Raw genomic sequence first — 23,045 nt, forward strand, 5'->3', positions numbered from 1 at the left:
CCCCGCGTTCGTCGATCACCGCTGTTCAACGGCTTGCCCTGGCGGTTTCGACGGACATAGCGTGCGCCCCCTGGTGCATGTGTGACGAGCCGCCATCGCTTTCAGTAGAGCCGGAGCGCCAACGATGAACACGTTCACCGCCATTTCGAGGGAGGGCCGATGGGAATCGAAGTAGTCGTCGAGGGCCTGACGAAGTCCTTCGGTAAGCAGAACATCTGGCAGGACGTCAGCCTCACCCTGCCCGCCGGTGAAGTGAGCGTCATGCTCGGGCCTTCCGGAACCGGCAAGACCGTCTTCCTGAAATCCATCATCGGGCTACTCAAGCCCGAACAGGGACGCGTCCTCATCAACGGCGTCGACATGGTGAACAGCCCCGAGCGCGAGATCATGGAGACCCGGAAGCTCTTCGGCCTCATGTTCCAGGACGGGGCCCTTTTCGGCTCGATGTCGCTCTTCGACAACATCGCCTTCCCGCTGCGCGAGCACACGCGCAAGAAGGAATCCGAGATTCGCCGGATCGTCATGGAGCGCATCGACATCGTCGGCCTCCTCGGCGCCGAGGGGAAGCTGCCGGGCGAGATATCCGGCGGTATGCGCAAGCGCGCCGGCCTCGCCCGCGCCCTGGTCCTGGACCCGCAGATCATCCTCTGCGACGAGCCGGACTCCGGGCTCGACCCGGTCCGCACCGCCTACCTCTCGCAGCTCCTCATCGACCTCAACGCCCAGATCGACGCGACGATGCTCATCGTCACCCACAACCTCGACATCGCGGCGACCGTCCCCGACAACATGGGCATGCTGTTCTGCCGCAACCTCGTCACCTTCGGCCCGCGCGAGGTGCTGCTCACCAGCGACACGCCCGTCGTCTCCCAGTTCCTCGCCGGACGCCGCGAAGGACCCATCGGCATGTCCGAGGAGAAGGACGCCGCCACCCTCGCCGCCGAGCAACTGGGTGACACCGCCCCGCTCCCCACCGGGCCCCGCACGGTCGTCCCCCAGCTGGAGCCCTCGCCCGGCATGCCGGTACGCCAGGGCGCGCTGCGCCGCCGGGAGCGGGTCATGTCGATGATGGGCCAGCTGCCGGAGGCCGCCCGTACGGCGATCCTCAACAGCTACGCCCCGGCCGCGGGAGGTGCGCGCGCGTGACCGCCCCGATGCCGGTGCGGCCGCCCGGGCCGCCCGAGAAGGACCCGCCCACATCCGGCCAGGACGCGGCCGCCCGTCCCGCCACCGGCCGGCGGCGGCCCTCCCGGCTCCTCGCACCGCTCCGTCAGACCGGGCAGCTGTTCGCGCTCGCCGTCGCCGTGGCCCGCGCGATCTTCCGGCGGCCTTTCCAGGTACGGGAGTTCATCGAGCAGTTCTGGTTCGTCGCCAGCGTCACCATCCTGCCCGCGGCCCTCGTCTCCATCCCGTTCGGCGCGGTCATCGCCCTTCAGGTCGGCTCGCTCACCCAGCAGCTCGGCGCCCAGTCCTTCACCGGCGGCGCCAGCGTCCTCGCGGTGATCCAGCAGGCCAGTCCGCTCATCGTGGCCCTGCTGATCTCCGGGGCCGCCGGCTCCGCGATCTGCGCCGACCTCGGCTCGCGCAAGATCCGCGAGGAACTCGACGCGATGGAGGTCATGGGCGTCTCGCCCATCCAGCGCCTTGTCGTCCCCCGCGTGCTCGCCACCATGCTCGTCGCCTTCCTGCTCAACGGCCTGATCTCGGTGGTCGGCACGCTCGGCGGCTACTTCTTCAACGTGGTGATGCAGGACGGCACGCCCGGCGCCTACCTCGCGAGCTTCTCCGCCCTCGCCCAGCTGCCCGACCTCTACATCGGCGAGTTCAAGGCCCTCGTCTTCGGCTTCATCGCCGGCATCGTCGCCGCCTACCGCGGCCTCAACCCACGCGGCGGCCCCAAGGGCGTCGGCGACGCGGTCAACCAGTCCGTCGTCATCACCTTCATGCTGCTGTTCTTCGTGAACATGGTCCTCACGGCGATCTACCTCCAGATCGTCCCCGCGAAGGGGAGCTGACCGATGACGCTGCTCAGCCGGCTCGACCGATCGGGCGACCAGCTCGCCTTCTACATCAAGGCCCTTCTCTGGATCCCGCGCACCCTGCGCCGCTATCTGCGGGAGGTGCAGCGCCTGCTGGCCGAGGTCTCCTTCGGCAGCGGCGGCCTCGGCGTCATCGGCGGCACCATCGGCGTGATGGTCGCCATGGCCCTGTCCACCGGCACGGTCGTCGGACTCCAGGGGTACGCGGCCCTCAACCAGATCGGCACCTCGGCCTTCACCGGGTTCGTCTCCGCCTACTTCAACACCCGTGAGATCGCCCCCCTGGTGGCCGGACTCGCCCTCTCCGCCACCGTCGGCGCGGGCTTCACCGCGCAGCTCGGCGCGATGCGGATCAACGAGGAGGTCGACGCCCTGGAGGCGATGGGCGTCCGCTCCATGCCCTACCTCGTCACCACCCGGATCATCGCCGGAGTCGTCGCGATCATCCCGCTGTACGCGATCGGGCTGCTCTCCTCGTACGTCGCCTCCCGCTTCATCACCATCTTCTTCAACGGCCAGTCGGCGGGCACCTACGACCACTACTTCAATCTCTTCCTCTCCCCGCAGGACGTCCTGTTGTCGGTGCTCAAGGTGCTGATCTTCAGCGTGCTGGTGATCCTCGCCCACTGCTACTACGGCTACCACGCCAGCGGCGGACCCGCCGGCGTGGGCGTGGCGGTCGGCCGCTCCGTACGCAACGCGATCGTCCTCATCAGCGTCACCGACTTCTTCCTCTCGCTCGCCATCTGGGGCGCCACGACGACGGTGAAGGTGGCCGGCTGATGCGTACATCCAGCACACGCACGGTCCGCCGCCGTCTGGCCGGAGTCACCTACCTCCTGGTGCCCGCCGTCCTGGTGTGGGTCTCGGTCGCCGTGTACGAGAAGAAGTTCACCGATGACGCCACCGTCACCGTCCGCACGGGCGCGGTCGGCAACGAGATGCACGACAACGCCGACGTGAAGCTGCGCGGCGTCGTCGTCGGCCAGGTCCGCTCCATCGACTCCGACGGCGACGGCGCCCGCCTCACCCTCGCCATCGACCGCGACCAGCTCGACCGGATCCCCGCCGACGTCACCGCCCAGATGCTGCCGACCACCCTCTTCGGGGCACGGTTCGTCGCCCTCGTCCCGCCCCGCGTCCCCGCCGGCGCGACCCTGCGGGCCGGAGCGGTCATCCCGCAGGACCGTTCCAGCAACGCGATCGAGCTGGAACAGGTCCTCGACAACGTCCTGCCGCTGCTGACCGCCGTGAAGCCCGAGAAACTCTCCGCCACCCTCAACGCCGTCTCCCAGGCGCTGGAGGGACGCGGCGAGCGCCTCGGCGAGACGCTGACCACGCTGGACGGCCACCTGAAGAAGTTCAACCCCCAACTTCCCACTCTCAACGCCGACATCAAGGAACTCGTCAAGGTGAGCACGCTCTACGCGGACACCGCGCCGGACGTTCTCGACGCGCTGACCGACGCCACGGTCACCAGCTCCACCCTCGCCGACCAGGAAGCGCGCCTCGCCGGGCTCCACGGCACCACCACGGCCGCCGCGCGGGACATGACCACCTTCCTGCGGGCGAACAAGGACAACATCATCCGGCTCTCCGCCGCCGGCCGCCCCTCCCTCGAACTCCTCGCGGAATACGCCGAGTCGTTCCCCTGCACCCTGCGCACCATGGCCGGATTCGTCCCCGCCATGGACAAGGCGCTCGGCAAGGGCACGAACGAGCCGGGGCTCCACGTGTCGATCAAACCCGTTCCCTCCAAGGGCAAGTACGTCCCCGGCAGGGACCGGCCGGTCTACAACGCCTCGGGCGGACCGAAGTGCTACTCGGTGCCGTACGTCGGCAAGCACGCCCCGACCGCCGACACCCGCCGGGCCGCCGACGTCACCGCGCCGCCGCCCGCACCGGCCGGTGACGCGGACACCGCGCTCGGACTGCCCAACTCGCCCCAGGAGTCCCAGCTCGTCAACGAACTGGTCGCACCCTCGCTGAAGGTGGCGCCGGGAGACCTGCCCGACTGGAGCAGCGTGCTCATCGGCCCGGCCTTCCGCGGTGCGGAGGTGAAGCTCAAGTGAAACGCCGCTCGCTCACGGGACCGATCGTCAAGTCCCTCGTCTTCATCGTCGTCACGGCGCTGGCCACCACCGTCCTCGGCCTCTCCATCGCCAACACGGGCGTGGGCGACACCACCACGTACCGGGCGCGGTTCACCGACGCCACCGGGCTCATGCCCGGCGACAGCGTCCGGATCGCCGGGGTGAAGGTCGGCCAGGTCGAGTCCGTGCGGGTCGCGGACCGGCGGATCGCCGAGGTCGCCTTCGCCGTACGCAAGGGGCGGGACCTCCCCGCCTCGGTGACGGCCTCCATCAAGTACCTGAACATGGTCGGACAGCGGTACGTCGACCTCGACCAGGGCGCCGGGCCGGTCGGCCGAACGTTCCGGCCCGGCGACACCATCCCGCTCTCCCGCACCACCCCGGCGCTCGACCTCACCCAGCTCTTCAACGGCTTCCAGCCCCTCTTCGAAGGGCTGTCCCCGCCCGACGTGAACCAGCTCGCCGGCTCCATCGTCCAGGTCCTCCAGGGCGAGGGCGGCACCGTCGACAGCATCCTGCGGCACGTGGGATCGCTCAGCACGACCGTCGCCGCGAAGGACAAGGTGATCGGCGAGGTGATCGACAACCTCAACACGGTCCTCAAGACGGTCAACGACCGGGAAGCCGGCTTCGACGACCTCGTCGTCACCCTCCAGAAGCTCGTCATCGGGTTCTCCGGTGACCGCAGGCCGCTGGGCGAGGCCATCACCGCGATGGGCGCGCTCACCACCGTCACCGCCGACCTCTTCCAGGACGGCCGCAAGCCGCTCAAGGACAACATCCGTCAACTGGGACGCCTCAGCGGACAGTTGGAGAAGGGCACCCCGCAGATCGAGAACTTCCTCCAGAAGACCCCGGCCAAGATGGCGGCCATCAGCCGACTCACGTCCTACGGATCGTGGCTCAACCTCTACCTCTGCGAGGCGAAGGTCAGCGGCGTCACCCACGACGACGGAAGCAAGCCGCCCACCGGCATCGCGATCACCCAACCGAGGTGCCTGGCATGAGAATCACCCCCATCCGGGAACGCAACCCGGTCGCCGTCGCCGTCGTCGGACTCCTGGTCCTCGCCCTGGTCGGCCTCGCCGCCTGGCGCGCCGACTCCCTGCCCTTCGTCGACAACGGCACGTCCTACAGCGCCGATTTCACCGAGTCCGCCGGACTCGACGAGGGCGACGAGGTACGCATCGCCGGTGTGAAGGTCGGAGAGGTCACCGGCGTCTCGCTCGACGGGGCCAAGGTCCGGGTCGACTTCCGGGTGAAGGACGCCTGGATCGGCGACTCCTCCACCGTCGGCATCGCCATCAAGACCCTGCTCGGCGAGAAGTACCTCGCCGTCGATCCCCTGGGCGACGCCCCGCAGGACCCCGGAAGCCGTATCACCGCGAGCCGCACCACCTCCCCGTACGACGTCACCCAGGCGTTCAACGGGCTCGGGGAGACCATCGGGGAGATCGACACCGCACAGCTCGCCAAGAGCTTCGACACGATCTCCGCCACCTTCAAGGACTCCCCGCCCCACGTCCGGAGCGCCGCAGTCGGGCTCTCCGCCCTCTCCCGCACGGTCTCCGAACGCGACGCCCAGCTCGCCACCCTGCTCAGCAGCAGCAAGAAGCTCACCAAGACCCTCGCCGGGAAGAAGAGCAGCTTCGAGACCCTCCTGGAGGACGGCAACCTGCTGCTCGGCGAGATCCAGGCCCGCCGCGACTCCATCCATCTGCTGCTCACCGGAACCCGCGACCTCGGCACCCAGCTCGCCGGACTCGTCCGGGACAACGACAAGCAGCTCGGGCCGACCCTGGACTCCCTCAGCCGGGTCACCGCCGTCCTGGTGAAGAACCGCAAGAGCCTGGACAAGGTCCTCGCCACGACCGGCTCCTACAGCCGCCTCGTCGGCAACACCCTCGGCAGCGGACGCTGGTTCGACAACTACGTCTGCGGCGTCGTGCCCAAGAACTACCTGCCCGCCGGCACCGGCCCGGCGACCGGATGCATGCCACCCCGGCAGCAAGGGGGCCGCTGACATGAGACGCACCCGCATCACCGGCATCGCCGTCGGCCTCGCCCTCGTCGCGGTCGCCGCGGCCACCGGAGTGAGCGCCCTGGAGGAGGACGGAAAGGTCACCGTCACCGCCTACTTCGAGCGCGCCACCGGCGTCTACGCCGGATCCGACCTGCGCATCCTCGGCGTCAAGGTCGGCACCGTCCGGTCCGTCGAACCGCGCGGGGAGGAGGTGAAGGTCGTCCTGAGCATCGATCAGGGCATCGATGTCCCCCGGGACGCCCACGCCGTGGTCGTCGCCCCCAGCCTCGTCGCGGACCGCTACATCCAGCTCGCCCCGGCCTACGACGGCGGCCCCCGGCTCGCGGACGACGCGGTGCTGCCCGCCGCCCGCAACGCCACCCCGATCGAGGTCGACGAGCTGTACGCCTCCATCACCGAGCTCTCCACCGCGCTCGGGCCCGACGGGGCCAACGCCGACGGGGCGTTCGCCCGGCTCCTGGACACCGGGGCGAAGAACCTCGACGGCAACGGCAAGGCCATCGGGGACTCCATCGAGCAGTTCGGCAAGGCCACCAAGACCCTCGACAAGAGCAGCGGCGACCTCTTCGACACCCTCACCTATCTCCAGAGCTTCACCACCATGCTCAAGGAGAACGACGGCAACGTCCGCAGCGCCGAGCAGCAGCTGAACACGGTCACCTCCTTCCTGGCGGACGACAAGAAGAACCTCAGCGCCGCCCTCAAGGAGCTGGGAGCCGCGCTCGGCCAGGTCAAGGCGTTCATCGCCAAGAACCGCGGCTCGCTCAAGAAGAACGTCGAGGCCCTGGTGCCCGTCACCCAGACGCTCGTCGACCAGCGCGCCTCGCTCGCGGAGGCGATGGACACCCTGCCGCTCGCGGCGGGCAATGTCCTCAACGCGTACGACCCGGCCCACCGCACCCTCAACGGCCGGACCAACCTCAACGAACTGTCCATGGGCGGACCGCTCGTGGAGCCGGGGGCCGCCGCGGCGGCCGGCCGGCTCACCGGCCTGGCCCCCGTGGACGCGAACCGCCGCAAGGTCCTGCCCGTCCTCCCGCTGCCCGAGGTCGGCACGGTGTACGGCACGCCCGAGAAGCAGCCCGGCAAGAAGAAGGGGGCGGAACGATGAACGACGACGCCCGCCGCAGACCGGCCGCACGGGCGGCCGTCGCCGCCGTCGCCCTGCTCGCCACCGGCGCGCTGATCGCCCTGGTGGTGGTCCGCCCCGACGCCCCGACGTTCAACGGCATCGAGCAGATCCCGCTGCCCGGCGGTGCGGACCTGGGCGACCGGCCGTACGAGGTCTCCGCCGAGTTCGGCGACGTCCTCAGCCTCGCCCCGCAGTCCTCGGTCAAGGTCAACGATGTCGCCGTGGGGCGGGTCACGAAGATCGCGCTCGCCCCGGACGGCTGGCGGGCGCGGGTCACCATGCAGGTCAACGGGAAGATCAAGCTCCCCGGCAACGCCTACGCCCGGCTCGAACAGTCCAGCCTGCTCGGCGAGAAGTACATCCAGCTCGCCCCGCCCCCCGAGGGCACCGCGGAGGGGACGCTCGCGAGCGGGGGCCGCATCCCCCTCTCCCGGACCAACCGGAACCCGGAGGTCGAGGAGGTCTTCGGCGCCCTGTCCCTGCTCCTCAACGGGGGCGGCGTCAACCAGCTCAAGACCATCACCACCGAGCTGAACAAGGCGCTCGCCGGGCAGGAACCGCAGATCCGGTCCGTGCTCAACAGGATCGACACCCTCGTCACCAATCTCGACGAGAACAAGGGCGACATCACCAAGGCCCTCGACGGGGTCAACCGGCTCGCCGCCACCCTCGCCACCCGCAAACAGGACGTCGGAACGGTCCTCACCGGCCTCAGCCCCGGACTCAAGGTCCTGGAGAAGCAGCGCGGCTCGCTGCTGACCATGCTGCGCTCCCTCGACACCCTCTCCACCGTGGCCGTCGACACGATCAACCGGAGCAAAGCCGACATGATCGCCGACCTGAAGGCGCTCGCGCCGACCCTCAAGGCGCTCGCCGACTCCGGGCAGGACCTCCCCGACTCCCTCCAGGTGCTGCTCACGTACCCCTTCACCGATGAGGTGCTGCGCGGCGTCAAGGGCGACTACCTCAACGTCTACCTGGACGTGACGGCCATGCCGGGCACCCGGATCATCCCGGCCCTCACCCCCGACCCGCCAGGGATCCCGCAGCCTCCGGCCGAGGGCGAGGGCCCGGCCGCGTCGCTCCGGGGCGCGCTCCCGCTGCCGCTGCCCGCCGTCTCCGGCACCCCGAGGACCACCGCGCCCGGCACGCCGGAGTCCACCGCACCCGGCGCCTCGCAGCCGTCCGCGTCCGGGTCGTCGAAGCCCACGAAGGAGGCGACCCCGTGATCACCCCCGCCATCCGGATCAAGAACATCGCCTTCCTCCTCATCGCCGTCCTGGTCCTCGGCTACCTCGGAGTCCGCTACGCCGACCTCGGCCACTACGTCGGACTGCGCAGCTATTACACCGTGAAGATCCAGCTCCCGCAGACCGGCGGCCTGTACACCCACTCCAACGTCACCTACCGGGGCGTCTCCGTGGGCCGGGTGGGACCGATCGAGCTGACCGAGGAAGGCGTCGAGGCCGAACTGCGGATCGAGAAGGACGCCCCGCCGATCCCCGACAGCCTCACGGCCGTCGTCGCCAACCTCTCGGCGGTCGGCGAGCAGTACGTCGATCTGCGGCCCACCCGCAAGGACGGGCCCTTCCTGGGCAACGGCTCGGTCATCGACGAGGCCGACACCACCATCCCCGCGCCCCCCACCGATGTCCTCTCCAGCGTCGACGACCTGGCGAGCTCGGTGAACCTGGAGAGCCTGCGGACCGTCGTCGAGGAGTTCGGGGCCGCCTTCGAGGGGCGCGGCGACGACCTCCAGGTCCTGCTGGACAGCAGCGGCGACTTCGTGGAGGCCGCGGACCGGTCGCTCCCGGTCACCACCCGGCTGATGGCCGACGGGGAGAAGGTCCTGCGCACCCAGGCCGAACAGGGGCAGGCGCTCAAGGGGTTCGCCAAGGGCGCCAAGGAACTGGCCGCCGAACTCAAGGGTTCCGACGCCGACCTGCGCCGCCTCATCGCGGCCACCCCGGACGCGGCCCTCCAGATCAGCGGACTGCTGCGCGACGTGGACCCCGCCTTCGGCGTCGTCGTCGCCAACCTCCTCACCACCTCCGAGGTGGCCGTCACCCGCCAACGCGGCCTGGAGGAACTGCTCGTGAAGCTGCCCGCCGTGGTCGCCGCCGGCGCGAGCGCGGTCGACGACGACGGCGCCCGGTTCGGTATGTCCCTCACCTTCTTCGAGCCGCTGCCCTGCACCGCCGGATACGGCGGCACGGTCTACCGCAACGGCCTCGACACCTCGGGCGGGCCCGCCGTGAACACCGCCGCACGCTGCACCTCCTCGCCCGGCACCGGCATCAACGTCCGGGGCAGCGCCAACGCGCCCAAGGGCGGCCCGGTGCCCGAGCCCGCCGTACCGGGCTCGATGAAGCTGCCCGGAACCGTGGACGGCACGTCCGCGAACTCCGAGCCCCGCGCGGAGGGCATGGCCGGACTGCTGGGTATGGGAGGCGCCTCGTGACCGCCCGCACCCGGCACCTGGGCGGCTGGGCCGTTCTGCTCGCCGCCGCCCTGGTCTGCGGACTGGGAGCCTGGTCGTACGGGCAGGCGCGCGGCGACAGCTCCCTGTCCTACGCGAAGGCCCGCGACACCGCGCTGGCCGAGGGCCGACGGCACCTCGCCACGCTGAACAGCCTGGACGGCACGGACGCGAAGCGGGTCGACACCGGGCTGCGGGCCTGGCTGGACTCCTCCACCGGACCGCTGCACGACCAGCTGGAGCGGACCCGGAAGGCCGACGCGAAGTCCCTGACGACAGCGGGCGACACGGCCGAGGGCAAGGTCACGTCGGCGGCGCTCACCGCGCTGGACGAGCGCACGGGCACGGCGGAGCTGATCGCCACCGTGGACGTCCAGGTCACCCCGCGCTCCGGCGCGGCCGGCACCCAGCGCAAACGGTTCGGCGCGACCCTCGCCCGTACGGCCGACGGCTGGAAGGTCAAGGCGCTCACCGCGATAGGAACGGACGGCGGCCGATGACGCGGCACGGAGGAGTGACCACGGTCGACGGCGGGACCGCCGTCGAACCCGGAACCGGTGTCCCGGAGGCGGAGGCGGAGGCGGAGACGCAGAGGCCCGGTCCGGGGCCGGACAGCGGTGCGGACGCGTCGTCCCGCCGGTGGCCGCGCGTGCTCGGCGCCCTGCTGGCGGTCGCCCTCGTCGCCGCCGGGGGTGTCCTGTACGCCGAGGGACGCCAGCTCCGAGACACCCCGGCCACGGCGAACCTCGCCCTCACCGACGCGGCGGCGACCACCCGCGTCACCGGCGACGTCAGCAGCGCCCTGGCGAAGATCTTCTCGTACGCCCCCGGCTCCACCGCCACCACGCGGGCGGCGGCGAAGCAGGTGCTGACGGGCAAGGCGCTCCAGCAGTACGCGGCGCTGTTCGGCCAGGTGGAGCGACAGTCCGCCGACCAGAAGCTGACGCTCACCAGCGAGGTCGTCCGGGCCGGCGTGACCCGGCTGACCGACGACAGCGCCCACCTCCTGGTCTTCCTCGACCAGGTCTATGAGCGGCAGGGCCGCGCACCCACCACCGCCGCGGCGCAGCTCACGGTGACCGCTGAACTGCGCGACGGACGCTGGTGGATCGTGGAGATCGGCTCCACATGACGGCGGACCGGAGGCGACGGCACACCGGTCCGGTTCGGCAGGCAGGGGAGAGGCACCACATGGCACGGCAGCGGACGGCGACAGCGAAGACCGAGAGCGGCGAGACCGCTGAGAACAGCGGGAACGCCGGGACGACCGGCGGCACCGAACGCTCCGGAACGGCACGGACGAGAGCGGGGAACCCGCTGCTGCTCGCCGCGCTGGCCCTGGTGGTCTGCGCGGCCGGAGCGGCGGGCTGGGGCGGCTGGCAGCGCTACCAGGCCGCGAACGACGACGCGGCGTCCTTCGCGCAGGCGCGCGACGACGCGCTGGCGGCGGGGGAGCAGGCCGTGCAGAACATGAACACCCTGGACCACACGTCGCTGGAGCAGGGGCTCGACAGCTGGGAGCAGTCCACCACCGGTGACCTGCACCGCCAACTCGTCGACGGACGTGACGCGTTCGCCAAGCAGATCGCCGAGGCGAAGACGGTCAGCACGGCGAAGGTCCTCTCCGGCGCGGTGACCGAGCTGGACGAACGGGCGGGCCGCGCGGGGGTGATGGTCGCCCTGCGCGTCACCGTCACCGCCCCCGAGGGCGAACCGGCGGTGAAGGAGAGCCGGTTGCTCGGCAGCCTCACCCGGACCTCCGAGGGGTGGAAGCTCAGCGCGCTGGGCCAGGCTCCCGTCGGCGCCACGGCCGGCTGACCCCGGTATCCGCACCCGCCCCGCCCTGTACGCCCCGGAGAGGAACCACCCCATGTCGACGACCCGCCACCTCGTCAACCGCCGCCGCCGGATGGCCACGACGCCCTCACGAACGGGAGCCGAGACGGAACCGGGCGGCGTGCTGACCACCGCAGCGCCGGAGGGCGACACCGCCGCCGACCGCGCCACGGACCCGGACCCGGCCGGTACCGCCGAAGCCGGAACCGAAGCCGGAACCGGAGCCGGAGCCGGAGCCGGAGCCGACCCCAGTTCCGCCGGCGACACCTCTGCGGACACACCCCGTGCCGAGGCGTCCCGGCCCGGCCGCTCCCGCCTCCGCGTCACGCTGCCCGCCGTGCTCTGCACCCTCACCGTGCTCCTGGGAGCCTTCGCCGTCTGGGCGTTCACCTCCGCCGACCGCCTCCGCGACGAGCCGGCCCGGCAGAACAGCGCGCTCACCGACATCGGCCGGACCAGCGAGGTGAAGGGCCGCATCAGCGAGGCGGTCGGCGCGGTGTTCTCGTACGACTACGCCTCGCCCGCCCGGGCCGACCGTGCCGCGAGCACCTATCTGACCGGCCGCGCGGTGCAGCAGCACAAGGACATGCTCGCCGACGTCCGGGAGCAGGCTCCGAAGCAGAAGCTGGTCCTCACCACCACCGTGACCGAGAGCGGGGTCGAGTTCCTCGACGGCGACCGCGCCCGGCTGCTGGTCTTCGCCGACCAGAGCAACACCCGTACCGGCAAGGACGAGGAGACGACGTACGCGGCGGCCATGTTCGCCGTGGACGCCGTCCGCCGCGGGGACACCTGGCTGATCGCCGCCATCGACACGTTCACCCGCTGAGCGAAGGGAACCGACATGAGCTTCAACCGCACGGTGCGGCGTCGGCTCGGCACCACGGCCACCGCTCTCGCCGCGATGACCGCGCTGACCGCGTCACAGGCTCCCGGCTTCACGGCGCCCGAGCCCCGGAAGGAGAAGGCGGCGTCCTCGGACGACGTCCTGTGGAGCGAGGTGCCGGGCGACGACGCGTACCACACCGAGCTGCCGCCCCTGGAATCCCCCGAGCCCCCCGCGCCCCTGAAACCCGGCACGAAACCCGACCCTCTCGTGGCCCGCGCCTGGTCGGAGGCGGGCATCCCGGCCACCGTGCTGGCCGCCTACCGCAAGGCCGAGAAGACCGTGGGCCGCGGGGATCCGGGATGCGGGCTGCCGTGGCAGCTGCTCGCGGCGATCGGCAAGGTCGAGTCCGGCCAGGCGTCCGGCGGGCGGGTCGACAAGCGCGGGACGACGCTCTCCCCGATCCTCGGCCCCGCGCTCGACGGCAACGGCTTCGCCCTGATCCGGGACACCGACGACGGGGCGTACGACGGCGACCGCACCTTCGACCGGGCCGTCGGGCCGATGCAGTTCATCCCCTCCACCTGGGCGAACTGGGGCGCGGACGGCAACGGCGACGGCCGGAAGAGCCCCCACAACATCTACGACGCGGCGCTCGCCGCCGGCCGCTACCTCTGCGCCGGCACCCGCGACCTGACCCGCCCGGCCGACCTGGACCGGGCGATCCTCAGCTACAACCAGTCCGGCACCTATCTGCGGACGGTGCTGTCCTGGCTGGACTTCTACCGCGACGGCAGCCATCCGGTCGCCGACGGCCAGGGCGTCCTCCCCGCCAGCCCCGGACCGGGCGGCACGACCCGGCCCAAGGCCCCGGTCGCCGACTCGGGCGCTCCGCAGCGGCCCGGCAAGGGCGACGGCGGCGGGGGAATCGTCGTCGGCCCGCAGCCCACCAAGCCGCCCAGCCCGACCCCCACGCCCCGGCCCACGGGCCCCGGCTCCCCGAGCCCCAGCCCCAGTCCCACGGACCCCGGCCCCGGTCCCGGCGACCCCGGCCCGAGCCCCAGCCCCAGCCCAGACCCGACCGATCCGGGCCCCACCGAGCCGGGTCCGAGCCCGAGCCCCGACCCGACCGACCCCACCACCCCGCCCGACCCCGGCGAGACCGATCCGGGCTGCCCCGGCGAAACCCCGCCCCCCTCCCCGGCGGATCCCTCACCGGCCGAGGAGACCGCGAGCGGCCAGGCCGAGCCCGGCGACCCCTGCGCACCGGTCGAAGGCTCCGGAGCCTGACCCCGGCACCCCGCGAAGCTCCTGCACCCGGCACCGGATGCCGGGGGCGGACGGCGTCACCGCCCGCCCCCGGCATCCGGGCACAGCGCCCTCGTCAGCCCCGTCCGGGGTGGTTGCCCGGCCCTTCCGACCGGCCGGTGAGGGGGGTGGGCGAGAGGTCCGCCCGCTCCTCGCCGGGTTCCAGCAGGGTGTCCGCAGGGCCGACGATCAGCGGGTCCGGCGTACCGACGGCCTTCTCGTCCTTGCTGTCGTAGTCGAACCGCCACAACAGGCTGCGCATGGCCTCCAGCCGGCCGCGCTTCTTGTCGTTGTTCTTCACCACGGTCCACGGCGCGTACGTGGTGTCCGTGGCCCGGAACATCTCGACCTTCGCCGTCGTGTACTCGTCCCACAGGTCCAGTGATGCCAGGTCGGTCGGCGACAGCTTCCACTGACGGACCGGGTCGACCTGCCGGATCGCGAAGCGGGTCCGCTGTTCGCTGCGGGAGACCGAGAACCAGAACTTCACCAGCAGCACGCCGTCCTCGACGAGCATCCGCTCGAACTGCGGGGCCTGCTCCAGGAAGTGCTCGTACTGCGCCGGGGTGCAGAAGTCCATCACCCGCTCGACGCCGGCCCGGTTGTACCAGGAACGGTCGAAGAAGACGATCTCCCCGGCGGTCGGCAACTGGGCCACGTAGCGCTGGAAGTACCACTGGCCGCTCTCGCGCTCGGTGGGCTTCTCCAGGGCGACCACGCGCGCGCCTCGCGGGTTCAGCCGCTCGGTGAACCGCTGGATGGTCCCGCCCTTGCCCGCCGCGTCACGGCCCTCGCACAGGACCACCAGCCGCTGCCCGCTCTCCCGGACCCAGCGCTGGAGCTTGAGCAGCTCGATCTGGAGGACGCGCTTGACCCGCTCGTACTCCCCGCGCCTCATCCGCCGGTCGTACGGATAGTTCTCCCGCCACGTCTCGATCGGGCGGCCCCGGTCGTCCAGCAGGACGGGCTGCTCGGGCCGGCTGCCGTCCACGGTCAGCCCCTTCAGCAGCTCCGCCGGGTCGGACTGCGGTCCTTCGGTCATCGCCCTGGTCTCCCCGTCCGCCTCGACATCAAACCGGTGCGGGAGAGGGCCCACCCCGCCGCGGGTGGACCCTCTCCCGCACCGGAACGTGCCCCCGCTCCCGCCGTCCATGCCCACCGTCACGAGGGCCTTTCGATCAGCCGCCCGCCAGCACCTCGGCGAGATCGTAGGAGACGACCTCCTCCAGCTGCGCGTACGTGCAGTCGGCGGGGGACCGGTCCGGCCGCCACCGGCGGAACTGGGTGGTGTGCCGGAACCGGTCGCCCTCCATGTGGTCGTACGCCACCTCGCACACCCGCTCCGGGCGCAGCGGCACCCACGACTGGTCCTTCTTGCCCGACCAGCGGTTCTGCGTCCCCGGCAGCCGGGACTGCTCGTGCGCCGCCGCCTCGGCCCACGCGCCCCACGGGTGCTCGGTGAAGTCGCAGCGCAACGGGGCCAGTTCCTCGGCCAGTTCGGCGCGTCGTTTCATCGGGAAGGCCGCGCAGACCCCGAGGTGCTGGAGCACGCCCTGTGCGTCGTACAGGCCGAGCAGGAGCGAGCCGACGACCGGGCCGCTCTTGTGCTCGCGGTAGCCCGCCACCACGACGTCGGCGGTCCGCTCGTGCTTGATCTTGTACATCGCGCGGGTGTCGGGCCGGTAGGGGAGGTCCAGCGGCTTGGCCACGATCCCGTCGAGTCCGGCCCCCTCATACCGGTCGAACCACTCCCGCGCGAGGTCGATGTCCGTGGTGGACGGGGCGAGGAACACGGGCGCGGAGCCCCCGGCGAGCGCCGCCTTCAGCACCTCGCGCCGGTCCGCCTGCCGCGTGGAGAGCAGTGAGGTCTCGTCCACCGCGAGGATGTCGAAGGCGATCAGGCTCGCCGGGGTCTGCTCCGCGAGCATCCGCACCCGCGAGTCCGCCGGATGGATGCGCTCGCCGAGCCGCTCGAAGTCGAGCCGCCCCTCGTGGGCGATGACGATCTCCCCGTCGATCACACAGCGCGGCGGAAGGTTCTCCCGTACGACGTCGACCAGGTCGGGGAAGTAGCGGGTCAGCGACTTGCCCGTGCGGCTGCCGATCTCGACCTCGTCACCGTCCCGGTAGACGATCGTCCGGAAGCCGTCCCACTTCGCCTCGTACGCCATGCCCGGCGGGATCTTCGCCACCGACTTGGCGAGCATCGGCTTCAGAGGTGGCATCACCGGCAGATCCATGGCCCCGATTCTTCACCGTCCATCGACCGGTGTCTCCCGATGTGCGGCAGATGTGCGACCGGCCTACGGTGACCGTCATGGGAGCAGCGGTGGAGCTGGACGTGGATGGGCGGGCCGTGAGGCTGTCCAACCCGGACAAGGTGTACTTCCCTGAGAAGGGCTACACCAAGAGGGACGTGGCCGAGTACTTCCTGGCCGTGGGGCCCGGCATCACGCGCGCCCTGAACCACCGGCCCACCACCCTCCAGCGTTTCGTGGACGGCGTGGAGGGCGACTTCTTCTACCAGAAGCGCGCCCCGAAGAACCTCCCCGAGTGGATTCCCACCGCCCGGATCGCCTTCCCCAGCGGCCGGCCCGCCGACGAGATCTGCCCGACCGGGCTCGCCGCCGTCATCTGGGCCGCCAACCTCGGCACGCTCACCTTCCACCCCTGGCCGGTGCGGGCCGGGGACACCGACCACCCGGACGAGCTGCGCATCGACCTGGACCCGCAGCCCGGCACCGACTACGCGGACGCCGTCACGGCCGCCCACGAGCTGCGTTCCGTCCTGGAGGACCACGGGGTACGCGGCTGGCCCAAGACCTCCGGCGGGCGCGGGATGCACGTCTTCGTCCCCATCGAGCCGGCCTGGACCTTCACCGAGGTGCGGCGCGCCGCCATCGCCGCCGGACGCGAACTGGAACGGCGGATGCCCGGACGGGTGACGACGGCGTGGTGGAAGGAGGAGCGCGGGGAGCGGATCTTCGTCGACTTCAACCAGACCGCCCGCGACCGCACCATCGCGTCCGCCTACTCCGTACGCCCCTTCCCGCACGCACCGGTCTCCGCGCCGCTGCGCTGGGAGGAGATCGACGACGCCGAACCGCGCGACTTCGACATCCGCACCCTCCCGGTGCGCTACGCCGAAGTGGGTGACGTCCACGCCGACATGGACCAGGAGGCGTTCCGGCTCGACGGGCTGCTGGAGCTGGCCGACCGGGACGAGAAGGAGCGCGGCCTCGGGGACATGCCGTATCCGCCGGAGTATCCGAAGATGCCCGGCGAACCCAAGCGCGTCCAGCCCAGCCGGGCCCGTCACGACGGCGATGACGACGATGACGACCGGCCCGGCGACGACCGCGACGGCGGGAAGGCGTGAGGGGGAGCAGCGAGAAGCACGGGGGCCACGGCCGCCCGCTGTCACCGCGCGAGCGCTGGAAGGCGTACAAGAACAGCCCGTTCCTCCCCGCGACCGTCCTCGTCCTGATCATCGCCGCCGCTGCCGGCCTCTTCGCCGGCTCCTACACGTACGCCATGGCCAACCCGACTCCGCACCGCATCCCGGCGGCCCTGGTCACCGAACCCGAGGTGCGGGGCGGCCGGGAGTTCGTCCTCGGGATGGAGAAGGCGCTCGATGCCTCGCTCGAGCTGAAGGACTACCCGGACGACGCCGCCGCCCGCCGCGCTCTGGACGAACAGAAGGTCTTCGCGATCGTGCGCGCCACCGGCGGCGGGGTGGCGCTCGACGTGGCCGGGGCGTCCGGGGCGTCGGTGGCCGAACTGCTCGGCAAAGCGGGCGTCGAGGCGGGCGACGCCACCGGCACCGAGGTCACGGTCACGGACGTCAAACCGCTCCAGCGGGGCGATCCGCGCGGCCTCGCCCTCTTCTACATCTCGCTGGCCGCCGTGATCATGGGCTTCCTCGGCGCGCTCCAGCTCAGCGTGCACGCCCACGGACTGAACCCGGCCGAGCGCATCGCCTTCACCCTCGCCTACGCCCTGCTCGGCGGCTTCGCCATCGCGGCGGCGGTGGACTGGTGGCTGGGGGCGGTGGACCTGCCGTTCGTCCAGTCCTGGCTGATCCTGGCGTTCACGATGTTCACCTCCGGCATGGTCTTCACCATGTTCAACACCCTGATGGGGCGCTGGGCGATGATCCCCACCTGGGGCGTCATGGTGCTGCTCGGCAATCCGTCCTCCGGCGGCGCGGTGTCCTGGCCGCTGCTGCCCTCCGCGCTCGGCCACATCGGCCGCTGGCTGCCGCCGGGCGCGTCCGTCAACGCCCAGCACACCGCCGTCTACTACCAGGGCCACCAGTTCGTCTTCCCGTACCTGGTCCTCGCCGGGTGGGCGCTGGTCTCCTGCACGGTGTTCTGGGTGTGGCGGCACCGGCACCCCGGTGGCCGCGCCCGCGCGCCGGAGCATGCGGCCGCGGCCACCTGAGGCCGTCTCCCTACGGGTTCACAGCTCCTGGATCCGGATGTCGCGGTACGAGATGACGTCCGAGACGCCGTGCACCTGGAGCCCGATGTAGCCGGAGGCGAACCGCCGGCCGTCGGTGCCCGGGTCGTCGCCCCGCGGCGGCTCGAAGAGCTGACCGCGGGTGTTGTCGAACTCGTTGATCAGGACACCGTTGCGGTAGATCTCGTAGTGCTGGTCGACCACCTTGATCTCGTAGTCGTTCCAGGTGCCCTTGGGTGTGACCCCGGCGCCGCCGAGACCCACCCGGTCGAAGCCGTAGACCGAACCGGTCTTGTACATGTCGCCGTCCGGCCGGTCGTTGACCTGGATCTCATGGCCGTACTTGATGGCGACCCACTCCGGACGGGGCTCCTCCGGATGGTCGTGGACCTGCGGGAAGCGGACGAAGACCCCGCCGTTGGCGTTGCCCGGGCCCGGGGCGTCGTCCCGCCACTGGAGCTTCAGCGAGAAGTCGCCGTAGGCACGGGTCGGCAGCCAGAGCATGCCCATGCCGTCCACGGTGGTGGAGCTGGTGATCGATCCCTCCTCCTCGTTGAGCCCGAACGCGCCGCCGCCCACGTGCTGCCACTCGGCGAGCGAGGCCGCCGTGCCGTCGAAGAGTTTGGTGTACCCCTCGCTCTGGCCCGGTGTGCCGATGCCCGACTGCTTGGCGGCCCGGTGGATCGCCCGGCGCTCGCGCAGGTCGATGACGCCGTCGGCCTTCAGCCTGTCGATCACCGACGCCACGTGCTTGAGGAACAGCGCGTGGGAGGACCAGTCCTTCTCGTCCTCGATCAGCTCGTTGATCGTGCAGCGGTTGCGGGTGATCCGGTTCGGGACGCCCGTGTCGACCGTTCCGACGAAGACGGTGTGCCGCTCGTCGAACTCCGCGCAGTTCGGCGCGGGGACCCCGCCGCCCTGCGCGACGGTGAACGACACCTTCTTCGCCTCGGAGGTGTTGCCCGCCTTGTCGGTCGCCCGGTGGGCGATCGAGTGGTGGCCGACCCGGTCCACGATCACCGGCGCGGTGTAGGCCAGGTAGGGCCCGCCGTCGAGGCTGTACTCGACCTTGTCCACGCCCGAGTCGTCGTCGGTCGCGGTGACCGTGGCCCGGGCGCTGGTGATGAACGCGCCGTCGCTGTTCCTGTCGCCCTCGACCTTCACCGAGGTCTCCGGGGCCGTCCGGTCCTGCGACGGCGGCTCCACCACGGTGAACGCCACGGACTTCTCGTCCGTCACGTTGCCGGAACGGTCGGCGGCCCGGTAGCGGACGGTGTGCCCGCCCAGCTCGTGCACCATCACCGGTGCGGTGTACGGCTGCCACGCGCCGTCCGCGCCGAGGGCGTACTCGATGGTGTTGACGCCGGACCCGGTGTCGGACGCGGTCACGGTGACCGTCGCCATGCCCAGGTACGCGCCCGCGTCGTCCTTCTCGCCCGAGACGGTCGCCGAGGTCTCCGGCGGGGTCTCGTCGTCGCTCGGCGGGGCGGCGACCGCGAAGGCCACGGACTTCTCCCCGGCCGTGTTGCCCGCCTTGTCGGTGGCCCGGTAGCGCACGGTGTGGTCGCCCACCGTGTTCACCACGACGGGCGCGGTGTAGGGCTGCCACGCGCCGTCCGCGCCGAGCGCGTATTCGACGGTGGCCACGCCGGAGCCGGCGTCGGCGGCCTCGACGGTGACGGTGGCCTGGCCGATGTACGCCCCGTCGCCGTCCCGGTCGCCGCCCACCTTCGCCGAGGTGGCGGGGGCCTCGGTGTCCTCGCCGCCACCGCCCTCGGTGACGGTCAGGACGCCCTTCATCTCACCGTGGCCGGGGATCGTGCAGTGGTAGAAGTACTTCCCCGGAGTGAGGGTGACCTCGACGCTGTGCCTGCCGCCCTCGGCGTCGCTCGGGTTGGCCAGGATGTTCAGCCGGACGTCGCTGTTGTACTCCGGGTCCGACGTGCTGAACGTCAGCGTGTGCGGCATGCTCGTCGTGTTGCCGGTGGCCGTGCTGTTCTCGAAGACGATGGTCGCCCGGCCGGCCACCGCCGTCTCCGGCGCGGTCAGGTAGCGGTCGATCGGGTCGCCCGCGGTCCAGGTCAGGACCTGGTCGGCCGCGGCGGCGGGAGCGTCGTCCCCCTTGCCGTACGCGGCCGTCGAGGTCAGCCCGAGGACCATCAGCAGGGAGGCCAGCAGGGCCACCCGGAAGCCCGGCGGACGGTGCCGCCTCCGTCGTGCCAGGAGCGTGGGGTGCCTCACTGCGCCGCCGCCTTTCCGACGAGGTCCTTCGCGGCCGGGGTCGCGCCGCCGCCGTGGTAGGTCACGCGCCACAGCGCGGACTTGGAGTCGGAGGTGAAGAAGCCGCGTCCGTAGTCGAGGACGTACAGCGAACCGTCCGGCGCGAACTTCCAGTCCATCAGGTTGCGGATGCCGTCGGCCCCGACCGGGATGATCTTCTTCAACGACTCGGCGTGCGTGGGCAGTCCGCCCTTGCCGGCCGTCCTCGGGTCGGTGAGCACGGCGTGCCGGGGCTGGGTGTCGTCGTAGAAGTCGCCGACGAACCACTTGCCGTCCCAGTAGGCGGGCCACTTGGCGGTGGACGTGCTCTGCGCGTCGTAGCGGTAGACCGGGCCGTTCATCGTGGCCTGTCCGCCGCCCTTGAGCCAGGGCAGGAGTTCCTTGCCCTCCTCCGTCCTGTAACTCGGTACGCCGTCGGCGTCGCGCGGGTAGTCCACCCCGCCGCCCTGCGGGGAGTACCAGATGGTGTTCGGGGTCACGGGCGGCAGTTTGACCAGGCCGTCGTTGTGCGGCGACTCGTTCTTCGGGGCCTTGCAGTCGTACCAGCCCAGCGGCTTGGACGGGTCCGGCAGATTGCGGTCCCGGTAAGGCTGGTTGTTGCCCATGCAGTACGGCCAGCCGTGGTTGCCCGCCTTGGTGATCGCGGCGAACGTGTCGTACTTCGCCGGGCCCCACGTGGTGGACGGTGAGCTCGCGTCGGGGCCGACCCAGCCGGCGTACAGCGTGTCCGTCGCGGGGTCGATCGAGATCCGGGCCGGGTTGCGCACACCCATCACGTAGATCTCGCCGCGCGTCTTGCCGCCGCCCTCGTCCGGCTCGTCGCCGGTGAAGAGGTTGCCGGACGGCAGCGTGTACGTGCCGTCGTCCTCCGGGTGGATGCGCAGGATCTTCCCGTTGAGGTTGTTGGTGTTGCCGGACGTGCGCCGCGCGTCGGCGAAGGCGACGCCCTTGTAGTTCGGCTGCGGGTTATTGCCGGAGTAACCCCCGCTGAAACCGGAAGAGTTGTTGTCGCCCGTGGCGATGTACAGGTTGTCCTTCGAGTCCCACGCCATACCGCCGCCCGCGTGGCAGCAGCTGTTGATCTGCACCGGCCACCCCAGCAGCACCTTCTCCGAGGCCAGGTCCAGCTTGCCGGTCGCGGAGTCGAAGGTGAACCGGGAGACCTGACGGGTCGCCATGCGCTTGTCCCGGTCGATCTTCGCGTGCGGGGTGTAGTGGAGGTACACCCACCCGTTGGAGGCGAAGTCCGGGTCCAGCTCGATGCCGAGCAACCCCTCCTCCACCTTGGTCAGTTCGTCGCCGCCGCCCTTGTTGCCGAAGACGTCCAGCGCACCCGCCAGGGTGACCTTCCCGGTCTTCGGGTCGTAGACGTGGATCTCGCCCTTGCCCCTGCCGATGTCCGGGTCGTTCCAGTCGGTGACGACCGGGACGGAGCTGTCGGCCCCGCCGCGCCCGATGAAGAAGACCCGGCCGTCCGGGGCGGTCACCAGGCCGTGCGGTTCACCGATCTGGTCGTTCTGTCCGGGCTGGTTGGGCCGGGTGACGCGCTCGGCGGTGTAGTGGGAGGTGATGGTCGCCTTGCAGTCCGCCTGCGCGGTCCGGTTGGTCCAGGCGAGCGCGCCGCGCAGGTGGTCGCGGAAGTCGGTCTCCGTGAAGCTGTCCGCCGTACCGCCCATCGCCGTGTAGAAGGACCGGCCGCCGTCGTAGTCGCGGCACCAGGAGACCGGGTGGTCCCAGCCGTTGGCGCCCGCCCCCGGCTTGTAGGTCAACTCCCGCACCCGTGCCACGGTGTGGACGTCGCCGGACGGGTTCTTCGCCCAGTTCAGCCACTTGTCGGGACGCTTCCACTCCAGCGGCAGGTTCTTGGTCGCCGGGTGGACCCGGTCGCCGATCTCGACGGTCGCCCGCTGCACGGAGGCCGGGCTGTTCGCCGTCGGACGGGCCCCCACCAGACCGGTGAACCAGTCCGAGTACGGCTCGGTGCGCGCCGCGTCGTGGATGCCGAGGAAGCCGCCGCCCGCCTCCATGTACGCCTCCAGGCCCGCCTCCTGCGCGGGGTCGAGGACGTCGCCCCCGCCGGTCAGGAAGACGACGGCGTGGAAGGAGCCGAGCCGCTTGCCGTTGGTGAAGACCCTCGGGTCGGCGGTCGCCACGGTGGTGAACCGCCGCTCCTCCGGCCCGGAGAGGCCGATCCTCTCGATCGCCGCGATCCCGGCGTCGGTGTACGGGGCCTCGTCGCCCGCCGACGCGTGGAACACCAGCACCTTGACCTGGCTCGCCGCGCCCGGCGGAGACGGCAGAGACAACGTTGTCGCCATCTTCTCGACCAAGGCCCGGTCCGGCGAGGTGTCCGCGTCGGCCGGGCCGCCGGCGCCCAGCATGGACACGGTCAGTGCGCCGGCCACCACGGCCGCCGCGAGGCCGCGTCGTGATCTGGACCGGTGATGTGATGCGCGCTGCATGTGGTCACCCACCCCTCTGTGGTCACCGCGCCTCCCGGTGACTGTGGCTTGCTCGCTCTTCGTCGGTGCCTCTCGATTCACCGCG

Annotated in this window: 20 protein-coding genes; 16 read left to right on the top strand and 4 right to left on the bottom strand. The window is 71.2% G+C overall.

The window, feature by feature from the left end:
• Nucleotides 1-159: 159 nt before the first annotated feature.
• The 14 genes from QFZ71_RS27455 to QFZ71_RS27520 are packed head-to-tail and all read left to right on the top strand — an operon-like array spanning nt 160 to nt 13,739.
• Nucleotides 160-1,146 carry an ABC transporter ATP-binding protein gene (locus tag QFZ71_RS27455; RefSeq protein ID WP_307670835.1) on the top strand — a complete coding sequence of 329 codons (987 nt, stop codon included), beginning with the start codon at nt 160-162 and terminating at the stop codon, nt 1,144-1,146.
• Nucleotides 1,143-2,015 carry an ABC transporter permease gene (locus tag QFZ71_RS27460; RefSeq protein WP_307670836.1) on the top strand — a complete coding sequence of 291 codons (873 nt, stop codon included), beginning with the start codon at nt 1,143-1,145 and terminating at the stop codon, nt 2,013-2,015. Before QFZ71_RS27455 ends, QFZ71_RS27460 begins: the two co-directional genes overlap by 4 nt.
• Nucleotides 2,016-2,018: 3 nt before the next feature.
• Nucleotides 2,019-2,822 (top strand): ABC transporter permease, encoded by an 804-nt coding sequence (locus tag QFZ71_RS27465; RefSeq protein ID WP_307670837.1) that lies wholly within the window; start codon nt 2,019-2,021, stop codon nt 2,820-2,822.
• The gene (locus QFZ71_RS27470; RefSeq protein ID WP_307670838.1) at nt 2,822-4,111 is read left to right on the top strand and encodes an MCE family protein; all 1,290 of its coding nucleotides are present in this window, start codon (nt 2,822-2,824) and stop codon (nt 4,109-4,111) included. The genes QFZ71_RS27465 and QFZ71_RS27470 overlap by 1 nt, the downstream gene beginning before the upstream one ends.
• Entirely contained in the window at nt 4,108-5,139 is a 1,032-nt protein-coding gene (locus QFZ71_RS27475; protein WP_307670839.1) for an MCE family protein, read from the top strand. Before QFZ71_RS27470 ends, QFZ71_RS27475 begins: the two co-directional genes overlap by 4 nt.
• Complete coding sequence (locus QFZ71_RS27480; RefSeq protein WP_307670840.1) at nt 5,136-6,155, top strand: MCE family protein; 1,020 nt, start codon at nt 5,136-5,138, stop codon at nt 6,153-6,155. The genes QFZ71_RS27475 and QFZ71_RS27480 overlap by 4 nt, the downstream gene beginning before the upstream one ends.
• Before the next feature lies 1 nt (nt 6,156).
• Nucleotides 6,157-7,287: an MCE family protein gene (locus QFZ71_RS27485; protein WP_307670841.1), complete on the top strand. Its 1,131-nt coding sequence runs from the start codon at nt 6,157-6,159 to the stop codon at nt 7,285-7,287.
• The gene (locus QFZ71_RS27490; RefSeq protein ID WP_307670842.1) at nt 7,284-8,537 is read left to right on the top strand and encodes an MCE family protein; all 1,254 of its coding nucleotides are present in this window, start codon (nt 7,284-7,286) and stop codon (nt 8,535-8,537) included. The genes QFZ71_RS27485 and QFZ71_RS27490 overlap by 4 nt, the downstream gene beginning before the upstream one ends.
• Nucleotides 8,534-9,769 (top strand): MCE family protein, encoded by a 1,236-nt coding sequence (locus QFZ71_RS27495; protein WP_307670843.1) that lies wholly within the window; start codon nt 8,534-8,536, stop codon nt 9,767-9,769. The genes QFZ71_RS27490 and QFZ71_RS27495 overlap by 4 nt, the downstream gene beginning before the upstream one ends.
• Nucleotides 9,766-10,287, top strand: a complete 522-nt coding sequence (locus QFZ71_RS27500; RefSeq protein ID WP_307670844.1) for a hypothetical protein — start codon at nt 9,766-9,768, stop codon at nt 10,285-10,287. Before QFZ71_RS27495 ends, QFZ71_RS27500 begins: the two co-directional genes overlap by 4 nt.
• A complete protein-coding gene (locus QFZ71_RS27505) occupies nt 10,284-10,919 on the top strand; it encodes a hypothetical protein (protein ID WP_373465161.1) in 636 nt (211 codons plus the stop codon). Before QFZ71_RS27500 ends, QFZ71_RS27505 begins: the two co-directional genes overlap by 4 nt.
• 59 nt (nt 10,920-10,978) lie before the next feature.
• Entirely contained in the window at nt 10,979-11,605 is a 627-nt protein-coding gene (locus QFZ71_RS27510; RefSeq protein WP_307670846.1) for a hypothetical protein, read from the top strand.
• Nucleotides 11,606-11,657: 52 nt separating this feature from the next.
• Nucleotides 11,658-12,452 carry a hypothetical protein gene (locus QFZ71_RS27515; protein ID WP_307670847.1) on the top strand — a complete coding sequence of 265 codons (795 nt, stop codon included), beginning with the start codon at nt 11,658-11,660 and terminating at the stop codon, nt 12,450-12,452.
• 15 nt (nt 12,453-12,467) lie between these two features.
• Nucleotides 12,468-13,739, top strand: coding sequence for a lytic transglycosylase domain-containing protein (locus QFZ71_RS27520; protein ID WP_307670848.1), 1,272 nt, complete (start codon nt 12,468-12,470; stop codon nt 13,737-13,739).
• A gap of 94 nt (nt 13,740-13,833) precedes the next feature.
• Here QFZ71_RS27520 and ppk2 read toward each other — a convergent pair whose 3' ends face one another.
• Entirely contained in the window at nt 13,834-14,799 is a 966-nt protein-coding gene (gene ppk2 / locus QFZ71_RS27525; protein WP_307670849.1) for a polyphosphate kinase 2, read from the bottom strand.
• A gap of 136 nt (nt 14,800-14,935) precedes the next feature.
• Nucleotides 14,936-15,997 carry an ATP-dependent DNA ligase gene (locus QFZ71_RS27530; protein WP_307670850.1) on the bottom strand — a complete coding sequence of 354 codons (1,062 nt, stop codon included), beginning with the start codon at nt 15,995-15,997 and terminating at the stop codon, nt 14,936-14,938.
• Between the two features lie 77 nt (nt 15,998-16,074).
• On the opposite strand from QFZ71_RS27530, the gene ligD reads away from it, so the two are divergent.
• The gene (gene ligD / locus QFZ71_RS27535) at nt 16,075-17,136 is read left to right on the top strand and encodes a non-homologous end-joining DNA ligase (RefSeq protein WP_307670851.1); all 1,062 of its coding nucleotides are present in this window, start codon (nt 16,075-16,077) and stop codon (nt 17,134-17,136) included.
• Nucleotides 17,133-18,200, top strand: a complete 1,068-nt coding sequence (locus QFZ71_RS27540; protein ID WP_307670852.1) for an ABC transporter permease — start codon at nt 17,133-17,135, stop codon at nt 18,198-18,200. The genes ligD and QFZ71_RS27540 overlap by 4 nt, the downstream gene beginning before the upstream one ends.
• 18 nt (nt 18,201-18,218) lie before the next feature.
• Here QFZ71_RS27540 and QFZ71_RS27545 read toward each other — a convergent pair whose 3' ends face one another.
• The gene (locus QFZ71_RS27545) at nt 18,219-20,459 is read right to left on the bottom strand and encodes an OmpL47-type beta-barrel domain-containing protein (RefSeq protein WP_307670853.1); all 2,241 of its coding nucleotides are present in this window, start codon (nt 20,457-20,459) and stop codon (nt 18,219-18,221) included.
• Nucleotides 20,456-22,960, bottom strand: a complete 2,505-nt coding sequence (locus tag QFZ71_RS27550) for a ThuA domain-containing protein (RefSeq protein WP_307670854.1) — start codon at nt 22,958-22,960, stop codon at nt 20,456-20,458. Before QFZ71_RS27550 ends, QFZ71_RS27545 begins: the two co-directional genes overlap by 4 nt.
• Between the last annotated feature and the right edge of the window lie 85 nt (nt 22,961-23,045).

Origin of the sequence: Streptomyces sp. V2I9 (assembly GCF_030817475.1) — a bacterium.
Taxonomy (GTDB): Bacteria; Actinomycetota; Actinomycetes; order Streptomycetales; family Streptomycetaceae; genus Streptomyces.

What these genes read in the sequence shown, in the direction of transcription:
- QFZ71_RS27455 (WP_307670835.1), top strand. Translation starts at nt 160, where the DNA reads ATGGGAATCGAAGTAGTCGTCGAGGGCCTGACGAAGTCCTTCGGTAAG.
- QFZ71_RS27465 (WP_307670837.1), top strand. Translation starts at nt 2,019, where the DNA reads ATGACGCTGCTCAGCCGGCTCGACCGATCGGGCGACCAGCTCGCCTTC.
- QFZ71_RS27470 (WP_307670838.1), top strand. Translation starts at nt 2,822, where the DNA reads ATGCGTACATCCAGCACACGCACGGTCCGCCGCCGTCTGGCCGGAGTC.
- QFZ71_RS27480 (WP_307670840.1), top strand. Translation starts at nt 5,136, where the DNA reads ATGAGAATCACCCCCATCCGGGAACGCAACCCGGTCGCCGTCGCCGTC.
- QFZ71_RS27485 (WP_307670841.1), top strand. Translation starts at nt 6,157, where the DNA reads ATGAGACGCACCCGCATCACCGGCATCGCCGTCGGCCTCGCCCTCGTC.
- QFZ71_RS27490 (WP_307670842.1), top strand. Translation starts at nt 7,284, where the DNA reads ATGAACGACGACGCCCGCCGCAGACCGGCCGCACGGGCGGCCGTCGCC.
- QFZ71_RS27505 (WP_373465161.1), top strand. Translation starts at nt 10,284, where the DNA reads ATGACGCGGCACGGAGGAGTGACCACGGTCGACGGCGGGACCGCCGTC.
- QFZ71_RS27510 (WP_307670846.1), top strand. Translation starts at nt 10,979, where the DNA reads ATGGCACGGCAGCGGACGGCGACAGCGAAGACCGAGAGCGGCGAGACC.
- QFZ71_RS27515 (WP_307670847.1), top strand. Translation starts at nt 11,658, where the DNA reads ATGTCGACGACCCGCCACCTCGTCAACCGCCGCCGCCGGATGGCCACG.
- QFZ71_RS27520 (WP_307670848.1), top strand. Translation starts at nt 12,468, where the DNA reads ATGAGCTTCAACCGCACGGTGCGGCGTCGGCTCGGCACCACGGCCACC.
- ppk2 (WP_307670849.1), bottom strand. Translation starts at nt 14,799, where the DNA reads ATGACCGAAGGACCGCAGTCCGACCCGGCGGAGCTGCTGAAGGGGCTG.
- QFZ71_RS27530 (WP_307670850.1), bottom strand. Translation starts at nt 15,997, where the DNA reads ATGGATCTGCCGGTGATGCCACCTCTGAAGCCGATGCTCGCCAAGTCG.
- ligD (WP_307670851.1), top strand. Translation starts at nt 16,075, where the DNA reads ATGGGAGCAGCGGTGGAGCTGGACGTGGATGGGCGGGCCGTGAGGCTG.
- QFZ71_RS27550 (WP_307670854.1), bottom strand. Translation starts at nt 22,960, where the DNA reads ATGCAGCGCGCATCACATCACCGGTCCAGATCACGACGCGGCCTCGCG.